The sequence below is a fragment of the Vibrio sp. 1-2 (7-a) genome (assembly GCF_013048515.1).
GTDB lineage: Bacteria > Pseudomonadota > Gammaproteobacteria > Enterobacterales > Vibrionaceae > Vibrio > Vibrio diabolicus.
The window spans coordinates 63,205-78,935 of sequence record NZ_VHSQ01000002.1 but is presented as its reverse complement, the minus strand read 5'-3'; the positions used below and the strand labels follow the sequence as shown (position 1 = coordinate 78,935).

The window sequence follows — 15,731 nt, the reverse complement described above, 5'->3', positions numbered from 1 at the left end:
ATGACTCCCAAATAAAAGGCCGCCTCACAAACATGGGACGGCACTCTATATGTCAATTACGGTATCAATCATATGGATTTTATTCCATATGAACTAAATCAGATTCTAGTCTTTATAGTGCGACTTAGCTAGTAAAAGATTTTTGTTGTGAGACTTGATTTTTCTAAAACTTTCAGTCACTTCAGTTGTTCACCTTTAATAGCCTTGAAACGGCTAGGTTAAAACGAATGCTTTGTTTTTAAACAAAGCAGGGTTTATCGTTAGCGTGGTTTAACTCGACAATCATTGCCATTCTGTAAAAGCCAAAACTGTATAGCCCTTTGTGAGCATGACTGCGGTTATCTCATTTTGTAAAAACTACCAACATCCGTTAATAAATTACCTTTTATTCTTCAATATCAAGATAAAAACGTTTATCTACCCCTTTGGGGTAGTTTGAAATTGTAATTGATTTACATCATGTATTAATTTTCTTTCACAATTAACAATGAGCTCAGTGATAAGAACCTAACCCTTAGGAATTATAATGAGCAAGTTGAAGCTAGTAGTCATCGGTAACGGTATGGTAGGGCACCGTTATATTGAAGACTTAGTCGAGAAAGCTGATATGTCTAATATGGACATTACGGTTTTCTGTGAAGAACCTCGTGTCGCATACGACCGTGTGCACCTTTCCTCTTACTTTTCTCACCATACTGCAGATGAACTTTCTTTAGTGAAAGAAGGCTTCTACGAGAAACACGGTATTAACATGCTGATCGGCGAACGCGCGATTAACATCAACCGTGACAACCGCATCGTGTACTCAAGCACTGGTCGCGAAGTTCAATACGACAAGCTGATTCTTGCTACTGGCTCATTCCCATTTGTTCCACCTATCAAAGGTCACGAAAGCAAAGACTGTTTTGTTTACCGTACTATCGAAGATCTTAAAGCGATCGAAGCGTGTGCGAAGAACAGTAAATCCGGCGTGGTTATCGGTGGTGGTCTACTCGGTCTTGAAGCAGCAGGCGCACTAAAAGCATTGGGTGTAGAAACACACGTTGTTGAGTTCGCACCAAAGCTGATGGCTGAGCAACTTGACCTTGCTGGTGGTAACCAACTTCGTCAAAAGATCGAGCGTATGGGCGTGAACGTTCACACCAGCAAAAACACGCTTGAGATTGCGGCAGAAGGCACAAACGCACGCAATGTTATGCGTTTTGCTGACGGCTCAGAGCTAGAAACAGACTTCATCGTATTCTCTGCAGGTATTCGTCCACAAGACAAACTAGCTCGTCAAATGGAGCTAGAAGTTGGCCCTCGTGGTGGTGTTGCCATCAACGACCACTGCCAGACTTCTGATGAGAACATCTACGCTATTGGTGAGTGTGCGTCTTGGAACGACATGTTCTACGGTCTTGTTGCTCCGGGTTACAAGATGGCGACGGTTGCCGTTGATCACCTACTAGGTAACACAGAAAGCAAATTCGAAGGCGCTGATATGTCTGCGAAGCTAAAACTGCTTGGTGTGAAAGTGGGCTCTATCGGTGATGCGAATGGTCGCACTGAAGGTTGTAAGAGTTACGTTTACCAAAACGAAGAACAAGAAGTTTACAAACGTCTTATCGTTTCTGAAGACAACAAGAAACTGCTTGGTGCGGTATTAGTGGGTGATACGTCTGACTACGGCGATTTGCTTCAATTGATGTTGAACGAAATCGACCTACCAGAACACCCAGATGCCTTGATCCTTCCTGCATACGCAGGCGCTGAGAAACCAGCACTAGGTGCCGACGCTCTACCAGAAAGCGCAGTGATCTGTTCATGTTTCGATGTAACCAAAGGCAAGATCGCACAAGCGGTTGCTGATGGCCACCATACATTGGGCGACATCAAAGCAGTGACTGGCGCTGGCACAGGCTGTGGTGGTTGTATTCCTCTAGTCACTTCTGTTCTAAACGCAGAGCTTGCTAAATCGGGTATTGAAGTGAAGAACGACGTCTGCGAGCACTTCGCTTACTCGCGCCAAGAGTTGTTCCACCTAATCCGTATCGAAGAGATCAAAACGTTTGATGAGCTTTTAGAGAAATACGGTAAAGGTTACGGCTGTGAAGTTTGTAAACCACTGGCTGGTTCTATCTTGGCTTCTTGCTGGGGTGAGCACATTCTTAAGCCACAACTGGTTAAGCTGCACGACACCAACGATAACTTCCTAGGTAACATTCAAAAAGATGGTACTTACTCCGTAATCCCACGTATGGCGGGTGGTGAAGTTACACCTCAAGCATTGGGTGCGCTAGCGAACGTTGCTGCAGAGTACAACCTATACACCAAAGTAACCGGTGCTCAACGTATTGGTCTGTTTGGTGCTCAAAAAGACGATCTTCCAGAGATCTGGCGCAAGCTTATCGACGCTGGTTTCGAAACAGGTCAAGCGTATGCAAAAGCACTTCGTATGGCGAAGACATGTGTGGGCTCAACGTGGTGTCGTTACGGCGTTCAAGACTCTGTTGGTCTGGGTTCTTACATCGAGAACCGTTACAAAGGCATTCGTACCCCTCATAAGATGAAGTTCGGTGTTTCTGGCTGTACTCGTGAGTGTGCGGAAGCACAAGGTAAAGACCTTGGCATTATCGCGACTGACGCAGGTTGGAACATGTACGTATGTGGTAACGGCGGCATGAAACCTCGTCACGCAGACCTACTTGCAAGTGACCTAGATAAAGAAACGCTAATCAAGTACATCGACCGCTTCATGATGTTCTACATCCGTACTGCTGCGCCACTACAACGCACATCAGTTTGGATGGAAAACATGGAAGGTGGCGTTGACTACCTACGCGAAGTGATTGTTAACGACAAGCTTGGCATCAACGCTCAACTAGAAGCTGACGTAGCGAAGCTTGTAGACGAGTACGAGTGTGAGTGGACTGCGACTATCAACGACGAATCACAACTGACTCGTTTCGCACACTTCATCAACTCTGACAAGCGCGATGACAATGTTGTGTTTGTTCAAGAGCGCGAACAGCATCGTCCAGCGACCTTCACGGAGAAACATCCTGAAGCGAAAGGCGACATCCTACACGTAGCGATCACTGAAGCATAAGGGAAGGTTGAACATGTCATTTGAAAAGATTTGCCAAATCAACGACATCGTACCGGGCACTGGCGTTTGTGCACTGGTTGATGGTCAGCAAGTTGCGGTATTCCGCCCAACACAAGCAGAAGAAGTGCTGGCGATCAGCAACACAGACCCGTTCTTCCAATCAAACGTGCTTTCTCGCGGTTTGATTTGTGAGCACCAAGGCGAACTTTGGGTAGCAAGCCCACTTAAAAAGCAACGCTTTAACCTGACAACAGGTGCGTGCATGGAAGACGAGCGTTTTAACGTGAAAGCGTATAAAACGCGCGTAACCAACGGTGAAGTAGAAATTTCTGCATAAGCTTGGTTTGCATTCCCTCCTCCTTAAGGGGAGGGAATGCACCGAGTACTTAGATTCAATAGACAAAGGCTTTCCAAGCGTCATCTTGGGGGAACAGGGAAGCGAGATGATGTCGACAGCAGTGGGTGTCAACGGGAAGCCTTTCTCTATTCAATCTTTAACTTTTTAACTTTCAATTTTGAATAAGGACACATTCATGTCTACAGACTTTAAACCTGCTGAATTCGTGCAAACCATGATCAACGTGGGTGAAGCGAAAATTAATACCAGCACACGAGATCTTCTGCTTCGCGGCACGATGGCAGGCGTTATTCTGTCTCTTGCGGTGGTGGTTGCTATTACCGCGATTGTACAAACGGGCATTGGCCTTGTGGGGGCGCTTGTTTTCCCTGTGGGCTTTGTGATTCTCAGTGTGATGGGTTACGACCTTGTCACAGGTGTTTTTGGTCTTGCTCCTTTGGCTAAGTTTGCTAACCGTCCGGGTATCACTTGGGGTCGTATTTTCCGTTGCTGGGGATTGGTAGGTTTGGGTAACCTGATTGGTTCTCTAATTGTGGCTTACCTAGTCGCAATCTCTCTAACCGGTAACTTCTCTCTAGAGCTCAACGCGGTAGCGAAGAAGTTTGTCGCTGTATCGACTGCCCGTAGCCTTGGTTTCGAAAACATGGGTATGGACGGATGGATCACGTGTTTTGTACGCGCTATCTTCTGTAACCTAATGGTGTGCCTAGGCGTGATCGGCAACATGACGGCACGTTCAGTATCTGGTCGTGTAGCGATGATGTGGTTCCCAATCTTCATCTTCTTCGCGCTAGTATTCGAGCACACAGTAGTAAACATGTTCCTATTCCCACTGGGTATGATCTTAGGTGCGGATTTTGGTATCGCGACTTGGTTGAACTTCAACCTTATCCCAACCATCTTAGGTAACATCGTTGGTGGTCTCGTAATGACTTGTCTGCCACTGTATCTAACTCATGCGAAAACAGCGCCTTCTATCTGCGTAGTTGAAGAAGAAGTAAAAGCAGAACCTGCAATCGCAAAATAAACCGCTTTATATGGCCCTATCTTTTGCGGGTGGGGCTATTCAACTCATTTAACTTTCAATAGATATTGTATTGATTTAGCTATAAAAAGTAATAACTCCTTGGGGTAGTTTAAACCTTAAGTTAATAACGTGAGTGTTACTCTTTATATCCAAATTTCCGATAGGCGTTGATATGACTACTGCGAACTCATCTTTAAACAGCGGCTTTGTTTCTTTAGTTGGTGCAGGTCCGGGCGATCCAGACTTGCTGACGGTCAAAGGTTTGAAAGCGATTCAAGTGGCTGAAGTTGTGGTGTATGACCGATTGGTGTCGAAAGACATTCTTGAACTGGCTCACGCATCTGCTGAGATGATCTATGTAGGCAAGAAACTGGACTTTCACTGTGTACCTCAAGATCAAATTAACCAAATCTTGGTACAAAAAGCACAAGAAGGTAAATGCGTTGTGCGCCTAAAAGGTGGTGATTCTTTCATCTTTGGACGCGGTGGTGAAGAGCTAGAAGAGCTAGCCGAATTTGGCATCAAATACGAAGTGGTGCCGGGGATCACCGCGGCGGCGGGCGCGACGGCTTACGCGGGTATTCCATTAACGCACCGTGACCACGCGCAAAGCGTTCAATTTATTACGGGTCACGTGCAAAAAGACGGTCGCGAAATTGAGTGGCATTCGTTAGCGCAATCTAACAACACACTTGTGTTCTACATGGGTTTGAAGCAAAGCGGTCATATCATGGATAACCTGATCACTCATGGATTAGATCCTGAGATGTCATGCGCAATTATTGAAAACGGTACCCGCCCAGAGCAGCGCGTGTTCCAAGGAAAATTGAACGAACTTTCTGAAATGGCTGAGAAGGCGATCAGTCCAGCATTGATCGTCGTTGGCAGCGTGACTCAGTTGCACAACAAACTAGACTGGTTTAGAAAATAAGTTCGTCTAATGGTTAGATTTTGCAGGGGCTATGACGTCTCTGCATTTCTTGCTTACGCATTGGCATTTGATCAATCAAGTTGTTGATAAATGGCCAATCCGTTTCTGCGCCCCATCGGTATTTCTCTTGGCCATCTTTACCAAGTAAAATTGCGGTATGTGAACCTTTTTCAATTTCATACAGCTTGGCAAGCATTTTCAAATCAAATTCTTCTTTGAGCCAAGCTGGAGACGTATAGCCTTGTTCTGTAATGACTAATGTGACCACATCTCTGTCTTCCAACTCACACTCATTCATAAGTGTTTCTAGCAAGAATTGTTTAACGTATTCATCGTTTTCTGGAGCGAAGTAAAGCACACTCCGATGCGGCCAGTACTTTGAATGTGCTGGATAACCGAATGCTGTCGATGACAAGATACAAGAAAGTAGTATCACTAGTAACTTTCCGCCCATGACAGTTCCCCTAGAAACCCAAATACCGTTTATACGTTAAGTTTAGTGGAATTGGCTCATTGTGCTTTTACCAAAACTGACTTAGGGTAGGCAGCAAATAAATCAAGCGTAGAAAAGATGAATTCAGAAAGAAAACAAAAGATCGCCATTTTGGTTGATGTACAGAATGTGTATTACACCTGTCGCGAAGCGTATCGCAGTAATTTTGATTACAACCAGTTTTGGTATGTTGCGACGCAAGGGAAAGAGGTGGTGAGTGCTCGTGCTTATGCCATCGCGAGTAACGATCCAAAACAGCGTCAGTTTCATCACATTTTACGCGGTGTTGGGTTCGAGGTAATGCTTAAACCCTATATTCAGCGTCGTGACGGCAGCTCGAAAGGCGACTGGGATGTCGGTATTACTCTTGATGCGATTGAAATTGCCCCTGAAGTTGAGGAAGTGATTCTCGTTTCTGGAGATGGGGACTTTAGTCTTCTGGTGGAACGAATTCAGCAGCGCTTCAATAAAACGGTGACCGTTTATGGTGTACCTAAGCTAACATCCCAAACTCTGATTGATTATGCAGATAACTTTGTCGCGATTGATGATGACTTCTTACTGTAATCACTAACGTGACAAAGAAAAGGCGAGTCATTCAGGCTGTACGCTAACGTACAATGACTCGCCTCTAATTTATTGTTGATTTGGCTAATTATGAAGGAATGATCATTTGTCCTAACAAGTAGCCCAGACAGCAAGCACCAATCACACCAATCAAACCTACCGACATAAATGAGTGGTTGAAGTACCACTTACCAATCTTAGTGGTACCTGACGTATCGAAGTTCACTGTCGCGATATCTGAAGGGTAGTTCGGAATAAAGAAGTAACCGTATACCGCAGGCATTAGGCCGATAAGCAGTGCAGGATCCAGACCCAAGCCAAGACCGACAGGCAACATCATACGTGCAGTCGCTGCTTGAGAATTCACTACAACCGACACAATGAACAACGCAAGCGCGAACGTCCAAGGGTAGTTGGTTACCATCTCAACGATGCCAGATTTGAACTGAGGCATTGCGTATTGGAAGTAAGTATCTGACATCCAAGCGATACCGAAGATAGCAATGGCAGCCACCATACCTGATTTGAATACTACGCCGTTTGGTACGTCACGTGGATCAGTTTTGGTTGCAAGCAAAATGATACCGCCGAAGCAGAGCATCATCATTTGAATCACAACGGCCATGCTGATTGGTTTCGCGCCATCTACGATGGTACGAATGTCCGGCCACATCGCGATAACGACGATAACCAAGATAGACGCGATGAACAGCAACACAGAGTTACGAGCACTTGTTGGTAGCACTTCATCAAGAGACGTTGCAGTGGTGTTGAGGATCTTTTCACGCCACACCGGATCTTTTAAACGCTCTTGGTATTCTTCATCGTCTTCCAGTTCTTTACCGCGTTTTAGGCTGTAAAGTGACATCAGCAACGTACCGAATAGCGTCGCTGGAACAGTAACGAGCAAAATAGAAAGCAGAGTGATCTCGTGCTGAATATCAGAGAGTTGTGCCAAGTAGTAAACCACTGCCGCTGAAATTGGAGAGGCCGTAATCGCGATTTGCGAAGCGACGGAAGCGGCTGCCATTGGACGTTCCGGACGAATGCCGTTTTTCAGTGCAACGTCGCCAATGATTGGCATGATGGAGTAAACCGCGTGACCTGTACCGAGCAAGAAGGTCATAAAGTAAGTAACAAAAGGAGCGATCAGGGTGACGCGTTTTGGGTTTTTACGAAGCACACGTTCGGCAACTTGCAGCATGTATTTCAAACCACCAGCCGCTTCAAGAATGGATGCACATGTTACCACTGCTAGGATGATCAACATAACGGTGACAGGAGGGGAGGTTGGCGGCATCTTAAAGATGAAGACTTCAATCACCAAACCAATACCAGATACGACCCCAAGGCCTATACCACCATAACGTGAGCCGATATACAGCATCACGAGCAAAAATAGAAACTCAAGATACAACATGTGGATTTCCTTATTCAAAACAGGGGGCTATATAGCCAAATTACTTAATTACATTGTCCCGATATTCAGAAAGAAAATACTTCATGTTGTTCACACTCCTTTGGATAAGAAACAGCAATATTCAATTATTGGCAATAACTCACGCTACACAGGGAAACTGTTAACACAGTTTTATCAGGGTGTTTTTATGCTGTGTATTTTTGCGATCATGTCAGCGCTAAATGCGAAGAGGTTTAAGAGTTTGTTGCTATTCATCGCATACGTAACCAGACCTTACGGGCGCAAAGAGCTTGAAAATAGAGGCAGAGACCACAGATGAGAATAGGCTTTTGTTATGTGAACACAAAGGATAATAGTTTGCATTGCGATTAGTGCTTGGGTATAAAGGTGTCAGAATGACTACACCAACAATAAACCATCATGTCTGAGCAATTTTTCCCGCAACTATTTCAAACTTCGAGTGAGATTACGCCTTACCTGCACGGTGATATTGGCGAAATAGGGCAAGAAGTTATTCATATCGAAAATGATATCAATCCGATCATTCAAGGCCTTTACCAACAGTTGTCTGAGGCTCATCCGGAAGCGGGAAAAGCGTATTGGTTGACGAGAACGTGGGATTTGTTGTGTTGGCAGCCTGTTTATGTTGCGTTCATTTCTATTTACGGTTTCCACACGTTGCCAAACATTCGTGAGATGGCGCAGCAACTCAAGCCTTGTTTTGTGTCTGGATATCGATTCGCTGATGAAACACATATACATGGTAAGCCAGAAGAATTAATAAAAGAGGCCGGACGTCAAATTCGAGAGTTGTTCGATTTCTACCAACAAGAAATGAGTCAATGGACGCGCATTCGCCCAGGCTTCACTCATCAATTGATGTCGGATGGGATCATGGCTTGTTTGATTCGTCTTCAACAGCGTTTTCCGCAAATGACCAACACGACATTGCGTGAACATGCCATCTTGTGGTTACAGGCATTGGGTTTAGATGCCAACAATAGTCATTCACTTTATGAGACGTCACTGGATCAGCCGCTAAAATTGGTCAGAAAAAGCTGTTGTTTAGTCTATAAGTGTGAAGGCAGAAAGCTTTGTGAAGATTGTCCTCGTTTAGAAAAAAATCGACAGCTTATGAGCAAGCATAATCCTAATTAACATTTGGTTAACTTATGTAACAGTGCTCGATTTGAGAGTGAGAATAAGTATCATTGCATGCTCTTGTTGACAACAAAAAGATAAATACAATGATAAAAAGGACGTTTTCTCTTAATCTCATCGTACTTGCGATGAGCAGTGGATACGCAGTTAGCTCAATAGCTGCGGAAGAACTTCAACAAACATCAACACCAAGTGATGAACAAATGGTAGTCGTGGGCAGTGTGATGCCGAAATCGATCTCTGATATTCCAGGAACGGTTTGGTTTGTAGGGCAAGAGGAAATTGCCCAACAATATCGCGCGGGCAAGACACTTGGTGACATTCTTTCTGCGACCATTCCTTCGTTAGACGTTGGTACGGGTGGTCGAACTAACTACGGCCAGAACCTGCGTGGCAGAGCGATGTTGGTGATGATTGATGGTGTCTCACTGCAGTCTTCTCGCCCAATTAGTCGTCAGCTTGATGCGATTGACCCATTCAACATCGAGCGAATTGAAGTACTATCTGGTGCAACCTCCATTTATGGGGCTGGCGCTACAGGTGGTGTTATCAGCATTATCACCAAGAAAGCTTACTCCGATTACTTGTCATTTGAATCCTACGTGAGTGGGACTTCAGGCTTTAACAGCAGCGATGACTTTGATTATAAACTAGCGCAGTCTATCTCAGGTGGTAATGAGCGAATTGCCGCTAGGGGTTCGGTTGTGTACACCGAGACACAAGATGCATTTGACGCAAATGGCGACATTGTCACCCCAGATATTTCCCAAGGTTCTCTGCAATACAACTCGACGCTTGATGTGATGGGATCGACAGAGATTCAAATCTCCGATGCCAGCAAGTTAAACCTTGTCGCACAATACTATGACAGCCAGCAAGATTCGCCATACGGCTTGTACATTGTTAACAATAAATTTGTTGATGTACGAGAGGGATTCGATTCCGATCGTGAACACGGTACAGAGCGAGTTCTCTTAAGTGCGAACTACGCTCACGACAGCGTATTCGACCATCAACTGATTGGCGAGTTGTCTTACCGAAGTGAAGACCAAACGTTTACTCCTTATTACCAAGGTGCTTCTCAGCAAAAGACAGAGATTTTTGCTGGACGTTTGGCACTGGCAAAAAACTGGGAATCATTCAACCTTGTTTATGGTGTTGATGCGTATTTAGACCGTTTTGAGAGCAATCAAGCTCTATTCGATCCAAGCATTGCAAACAACTCTGGAAACTTGATTAATAAAACGTACGCCGAAGTTGGTCGTTACCCAGGTGTAGATGTAACGTCTTACGCAATGTTTGTTCAAGGTGACTATCAAATTAATCAAGATTGGTCTGTTCAAGCAGGCTACCGCTATCAATACATGGACAACAAGATTGATGACTTTGTTGCCTATAGCGTACAAAAGAAGATTGCCTCGGGTAAGGGGGTGTCAGCGGATGCGGTACCAGGTGGCAGCACCGACTACTCTGTAAGTCTGTTTAATTTGGGCACCATTTATCAGATTAATGATGAATCTCAACTTTGGGCAAACTTCTCCCAAGGTTTCGAACTTGCTGACCCTGCGAAGTACTATGGTCAAGGCAGCTATGATGCTGTGGATGCAAACGGTCATTATGCGTTGAACAACAGCATTAATGTGTCTGACTCAAAAATGTCAGGTATTAAAACGGACAGCTATGAGATCGGTTACCGTCTTGATACCAACTCTCTTGCGCTTCAGGCGGCAGGCTATTACTCGCTTTCAGACAACTCCATCAAGTATGATAGAAAAACGTTGTTGATTACGAATGTTGACGACGAGCAGCGTGTTTACGGTGCAGAAGCAAACATCAATTACTGGGTGACCCGCGATATCCTGTTAGGGGCATCAGGACACTACGTAGTTTCTGAGCTGAAAACCGATGGTAAATGGGAAGATTTGAGCGCAGGTAAAGCCAGTACGTCTAAGGCTAATGCATGGGCTGCATACTACCAAGATTCGTACTCGATTCGTCTACAAAGTCAGACGATGTTTGATTACGAAGATGACGCCAACAATAAGTTGGAGGGCTACACCACGTTTGATCTTCTGGGTAATGTAACACTACCTGTTGGGCAGTTAGGCTTTGGTATTCAAAATCTATTTGACGAAGACTACACAACCGCTTGGGGTCAACGTGCGCAGATTCTCTATGCAGCACACTACGATGCAGCAGCGTACGACTACAAAGGAAGAGGTCGCACATTCACACTGAACTACAGTGTTGAATACTAAAGCTAACTCTCTTCGAGTATCAAAAAAGCCGCTTAAAGCGGCTTTTCTTTTAGGCTTGATCTGTCGGCACTGTGTCTACAACATTTTCCGTGCTTTCCGAAGCTTGGTTTTGCTCTTCAGCTTCCATTTTTGCACGTTCAGCTTTGGAGATATAACGCGGCTTATTGCTCTTATGTAGCTTAGCGTTATGCTTCTTCTGCTTCGCTTTTAAGATCTGATTGATTTTCTTCTTGCGGTTCATGGTGGTGGTCCTTTAATTTAGCGGGGCAGGATAGTTATTTTTTTATCAAGTTACAACTAAATAAGCCCTTACGTCGGTCGCAAGATTCAAGTACGTTTCTATGTCCAATCATCTCTCGCGTTTTAATGGAGTCCAAATGAAAACACTGATCACTGAACGTTTGATATTACGTCTTGTGAGTGTAGATGATGCACCATTCATATTAGAACTTTATAACCACCCAGACTTTTACCGTTTTGTCGGAGATAAACAAATTCGTACTGAATATGAAGCGGCGCGTTATATAAAAGAAAACATGCTACGCATGCAAAAAGTTAAAGGCGTGAGTTTACTCGTAGTAGAGAAAAAGGACGATGGACAGCCGATCGGTATTTGTGGGCTAGTTAAGCGTGACACATTGCAACACTACGATCTTGGGTATGGTTTTTTACCTTCTGCTTATGGTTGCGGCTACGGAGTCGAGTCGGCAACCGCGGTGCTGGAATATGCTCGAGAGGAAATGAAACTCGATAAGTTGGCTGCCATCACCAACAATGACAATATTCGTAGTATAAGTTTGCTCAAAAAACTGGGCTTTGAGTTTGAACGAGTTGAGCAGCAATACGATAATGGTCGAACGTTAGAACTTTACACAATGACGTTGTGATTTTTGGAAGCTCATGAGCGATATTTTACTTGGCAAGCTCGCCACTGAATTTAAGACGGTAAAAGCCATGGTAGAGGTTTACTGTCACGATCACCATGGAACAAAAAGTGACTTGTGCTCAGAATGTCGTGAGCTGCTTGAATACGCAGAAGTTCGTCTTGACCGTTGTCCTTACGGAGAGAATAAACCGACGTGTAACAAGTGTCCGATTCACTGTTATAAACCGGACCCGAAAGAGCAAATGCGTTTGGTCATGCGTTACTCTGGCCCCAGAATGCTACTGAAACATCCCATCTTGGCGGTTCGTCATTTACTTCATGAAAAGCGCGCGGTACCGGAAAAACCTGCAGCGAACGCGTCAAACCGTCACAAACGTTTATCTAAACAAAAAAGCGAAGAATAAAAAACGAGGGCGACATGCCCTCGTTTTCGTTGAGTGGAAGTTGTGTGGTTAGAGGCCAGCCGCCATACGCTGCTTAGTTTTACTCGCTGCAAGTAGCATGTATACGCCAGTCGCAACCAAAGCGGCAAACAAGTAGCCTAGTAAGCCATGTTCTTGGCCCATAAATTTATCAGCCACAACCGGGCCAGCAACAGAGCCAATGCTGTAGCTGAACAGCATGACTTGTGTGGCAGAGACAATAAAGCGCTCATCAAGTCCTTCACAACCTAAGTTGATCGCAATTGGGTACAAGGCAAAAGTAGCTGCACCTAAAAAGAATAAAGCAGCAGCTAATACCACGGCTGACGATGAAATAAAGGTCAAACCGATCGAAAAAATACCCAAAATACAGAAGAACGCCATTAACACTGTGCGGCTCATGTATTTGTTCAATGTGGTCACCATTGGTTGAACCAACATGCCACCTAGGATCACTAATGCCATCAATGTACCAATGTCTTGATGGTTGATTTTACGGTTAGTGAGCTCAACAGGCATTAATCCGTAGATCGCGCCTAAGGTCAAACCTGATACAACACAACCAATAATTGCAGCATGGTTTAGCTTGGCAATTTGCTTAAATGACAAAGCGGTTGATTCATGGCTGTTTGGTTGTTCACACTCAATAAACATTAGCACCAACATCGCCATTAGGATCAACGTCGTGATCGCGATAAACGGAACGCCGCCACTTACGCCAAGCACGCCAATACCAAATTGGCCTAATGCTGAACCGCCATAAAGCGATAGCATGTACAAGCTCAAACGCTTCGCACGCGATGCTTCGTCGCCAGACATTAGCCAAGATTCAACAATGACAAAAACGCCCGCAACGGCAATACCTGCGATAAAACGAGCAGCAAGCCACACTAACCCATTAGCAAAAACGGGTAGCGTGACAATCGTTAGCGAGAATGCCGCTAAGCAGCCAATAAACGCTTTACGGTGACCAACTTGACGCACGACACGCTCAATAAACATCGCGCCGACCAATAAGCCGCCATAAAAAACACTCGCCAACCAACTCGCATAATCTGCTGAGATGTTGTATTCACCGAGCATGAGAGGGATCAAGCTCATTAAATAGCCCGAAGCCACCGCATAAAGAGACAGTGCGACGACTGGAACTGTAACTCGTGGTGATGCTGCAGGAACGACTGTGTTTTCCACTGTTTTGCGCCTATAAGTTAAATGAAATCTATGGGTTATTCGGCGCGAATATGAGGCTAATAGTTAGGCAAGTAAAATGATTAATTTAAGTCGTTTCGACAAATAATATTTGTTAAATAGATAGGTCGATAAGTTGCATAAAAACGCCAACCTACCAGTGAGGTTGGCGTGGAGAATTACTTATTAAGTGCTTGATTTAACCATTGATCAAACTGACTTTTCGGTAGCGCACCATTGATCATATCAACGCGTTGACCGTTCTTGAAAACCATGATGGTAGGAATGCTTCGAATGCCAAATTGTGCAGCGAGCGCTTGTTGTGCTTCTGTATCAATCTTTACAAAACGAGCCGTTCCTGTTTGTTCATGAGCGACATCCGAGAAAACAGGGGCAAAACCGACGCACGGATTACACCAAGGGGCCCAAAAGTCGACGACAACAGGCGTATCACTTTGTAATAGGGCAGAAAAGTTATCTTGCGTTCCTTCGATAGGCGCGCCATCAAAAAGTGCACTTTTACATTTACCGCAAGTTGCAGACTCTGCAACACGCTCATTAGGGACACGATTCAGACCGCCGCATGAAGGGCAGCGAGTTTTAAACGATGACATGACTTCTTCCTTTATTACGTATTGATGAAAACATGACTTACCAGTCAGCCTCATTATTTGTATACTTATTTTTTAACCTGCCGAAATAACGCAGAGCAGGTTTGTATTTGAGCCTAAGGTTCTAAGAAATTTTATTAAAATACAACAATAAATAGGTCTGCGATGACAAATTACTACGCTGAAATTACAGGTTGGGGGAAATGTGTTCCTCCTGCCGTGCTCTCTAACGATGATCTTAGCACTTTCCTTGATACTTCAGATGAGTGGATTCGTACCCGCACCGGTATCGAAAACCGCCGTATTAGCCATGTAAATACTTCAGACATGGCAACCGTTGCTGCCAAACACGCATTGGCGCGCGCGGGCGTTGACGCAAGCGACGTTGATTTAATCATTGTGGCGACTTGTTCTCCGGATTCACTTATTCCAAACATCGCATCTAAAATACAGCAGAACTTGGGCATTCGTTCTGCGGCGGCCTTTGATTTAAATGCCGCATGTACGGGATTTGTCTACGGCCTTGAAACGGGCACACGTTTGATTCAATCAGGTAACTATCGCAACGCGATTATTATTGGCGCGGAAAGATTGTCTTTCTACATCGATTGGGCCATGCGAGATACCGCAGTTCTATTTGGTGATGGCGCGGGCGCCGTTGTGTTATCAAGAACAGAAAAAGAAACGGGTCTACTGCAATCTCAAATCGGTTGTGACGCTAAAGGTCGCGATATTCTTTCCGTACCAAAGTTTGGTACTTGTATGGATCGCTTTGCGGAAGACAACGGTTACTGGGATTTCAACTTTGTAGGACAAGAAATTTTCAAACGTGCGGTAAAAGGCATGGGGCTAGCTGCGAAAACCGTGCTTAAAGCATCACAGTTAACTACCGACCAAATCGACGTTGTTATTCCTCATCAAGCGAATATTCGTATTATTCAAACCCTATGTGACCTATCTGGGATCCCACACGACAAAGCGTTTGTGAACATCCAAAACTACGGCAATACTTCCGCAGCGACGGTGCCAATTGCATTGTGTGAAGCGGTAGAGCAAGGCCGAGTTAACCCAGGTGATAACATGCTTCTTGCTGCATTTGGTGCAGGTTTGACATGGGGGGCGGCAGTATTGAAATGGGGTGACCGCGTAACGCCAATTGATGAAAGTGATGCGGTTCTGCCTGAATGTGAGCAATCCGCGCTAGAATTGCTTGAGCGTGCCATTAAGCTGTGTAACGAGCGTCGTCGCGACGAAGCGTAACGGACATTCAGCGGAAATGATATTGAAAAGGGAGCGTAAATGCTCCCTTTTTCATGAC

At 44.9% G+C, this 15,731-nt stretch carries 15 protein-coding genes; 10 read left to right on the top strand and 5 right to left on the bottom strand.

What is annotated here, in order from left to right; translation table 11 throughout:
• The first annotated feature begins 526 nt into the window (after nt 1-526).
• The 4 genes from nirB to cobA all read left to right on the top strand — a co-directional run bounded on the left by nirB (nt 527) and on the right by cobA (nt 5,407).
• A complete protein-coding gene (gene nirB, locus FKN08_RS08040) occupies nt 527-3,091 on the top strand; it encodes a nitrite reductase large subunit NirB (protein ID WP_170891749.1) in 2,565 nt (854 codons plus the stop codon).
• Between the two features lie 13 nt (nt 3,092-3,104).
• Nucleotides 3,105-3,428, top strand: coding sequence for a nitrite reductase small subunit NirD (gene nirD / locus FKN08_RS08035; protein ID WP_046875391.1), 324 nt, complete (start codon nt 3,105-3,107; stop codon nt 3,426-3,428).
• 196 nt (nt 3,429-3,624) lie between these two features.
• Nucleotides 3,625-4,476, top strand: a complete 852-nt coding sequence (locus tag FKN08_RS08030; RefSeq protein WP_065646042.1) for a formate/nitrite transporter family protein — start codon at nt 3,625-3,627, stop codon at nt 4,474-4,476.
• Between the two features lie 172 nt (nt 4,477-4,648).
• Nucleotides 4,649-5,407, top strand: a complete 759-nt coding sequence (gene cobA / locus FKN08_RS08025) for a uroporphyrinogen-III C-methyltransferase (protein WP_170891748.1) — start codon at nt 4,649-4,651, stop codon at nt 5,405-5,407.
• Between the two features lie 13 nt (nt 5,408-5,420).
• Here the strand turns inward: cobA and FKN08_RS08020 are convergent, their stop codons facing one another.
• Entirely contained in the window at nt 5,421-5,861 is a 441-nt protein-coding gene (locus FKN08_RS08020) for a DUF4174 domain-containing protein (protein WP_012842228.1), read from the bottom strand.
• A gap of 117 nt (nt 5,862-5,978) precedes the next feature.
• Between FKN08_RS08020 and FKN08_RS08015 the strand changes: the two genes are divergently transcribed.
• Nucleotides 5,979-6,467, top strand: a complete 489-nt coding sequence (locus tag FKN08_RS08015; RefSeq protein ID WP_170891746.1) for an NYN domain-containing protein — start codon at nt 5,979-5,981, stop codon at nt 6,465-6,467.
• Between the two features lie 88 nt (nt 6,468-6,555).
• On the opposite strand, the gene FKN08_RS08010 is transcribed toward FKN08_RS08015, so the two are convergent.
• Nucleotides 6,556-7,887, bottom strand: a complete 1,332-nt coding sequence (locus FKN08_RS08010; RefSeq protein ID WP_005394592.1) for an anaerobic C4-dicarboxylate transporter — start codon at nt 7,885-7,887, stop codon at nt 6,556-6,558.
• A gap of 420 nt (nt 7,888-8,307) precedes the next feature.
• Between FKN08_RS08010 and FKN08_RS08005 the strand changes: the two genes are divergently transcribed.
• Together FKN08_RS08005 and FKN08_RS08000 are read left to right on the top strand one after the other, a co-directional pair.
• Nucleotides 8,308-9,045, top strand: a complete 738-nt coding sequence (locus FKN08_RS08005; protein WP_104970740.1) for a siderophore ferric iron reductase — start codon at nt 8,308-8,310, stop codon at nt 9,043-9,045.
• A gap of 89 nt (nt 9,046-9,134) precedes the next feature.
• A complete protein-coding gene (locus tag FKN08_RS08000) occupies nt 9,135-11,306 on the top strand; it encodes a TonB-dependent receptor (RefSeq protein ID WP_170891745.1) in 2,172 nt (723 codons plus the stop codon).
• 49 nt (nt 11,307-11,355) lie between these two features.
• On the opposite strand, the gene FKN08_RS07995 is transcribed toward FKN08_RS08000, so the two are convergent.
• Complete coding sequence (locus FKN08_RS07995; RefSeq protein ID WP_012842232.1) at nt 11,356-11,547, bottom strand: DUF2986 domain-containing protein; 192 nt, start codon at nt 11,545-11,547, stop codon at nt 11,356-11,358.
• Between the two features lie 136 nt (nt 11,548-11,683).
• Between FKN08_RS07995 and FKN08_RS07990 the strand changes: the two genes are divergently transcribed.
• Together FKN08_RS07990 and FKN08_RS07985 are read left to right on the top strand one after the other, a co-directional pair.
• Nucleotides 11,684-12,193, top strand: a complete 510-nt coding sequence (locus FKN08_RS07990) for a GNAT family N-acetyltransferase (RefSeq protein WP_150916495.1) — start codon at nt 11,684-11,686, stop codon at nt 12,191-12,193.
• A gap of 13 nt (nt 12,194-12,206) precedes the next feature.
• Nucleotides 12,207-12,596, top strand: a complete 390-nt coding sequence (locus FKN08_RS07985; RefSeq protein ID WP_005394584.1) for a nitrous oxide-stimulated promoter family protein — start codon at nt 12,207-12,209, stop codon at nt 12,594-12,596.
• A 48-nt stretch (nt 12,597-12,644) separates the two neighbouring features.
• On the opposite strand, the gene FKN08_RS07980 is transcribed toward FKN08_RS07985, so the two are convergent.
• Both FKN08_RS07980 and trxC read right to left on the bottom strand, forming a co-directional pair.
• The gene (locus FKN08_RS07980; protein ID WP_012842235.1) at nt 12,645-13,805 is read right to left on the bottom strand and encodes an MFS transporter; all 1,161 of its coding nucleotides are present in this window, start codon (nt 13,803-13,805) and stop codon (nt 12,645-12,647) included.
• 176 nt (nt 13,806-13,981) lie between these two features.
• Nucleotides 13,982-14,416, bottom strand: a complete 435-nt coding sequence (trxC, locus tag FKN08_RS07975) for a thioredoxin TrxC (protein ID WP_139059427.1) — start codon at nt 14,414-14,416, stop codon at nt 13,982-13,984.
• 162 nt (nt 14,417-14,578) lie between these two features.
• Here trxC and FKN08_RS07970 point away from each other — a divergent pair, with 162 nt between their 5' ends.
• Nucleotides 14,579-15,673, top strand: a complete 1,095-nt coding sequence (locus tag FKN08_RS07970; RefSeq protein ID WP_170891743.1) for a ketoacyl-ACP synthase III — start codon at nt 14,579-14,581, stop codon at nt 15,671-15,673.
• Nucleotides 15,674-15,731: the final 58 nt, after the last annotated feature.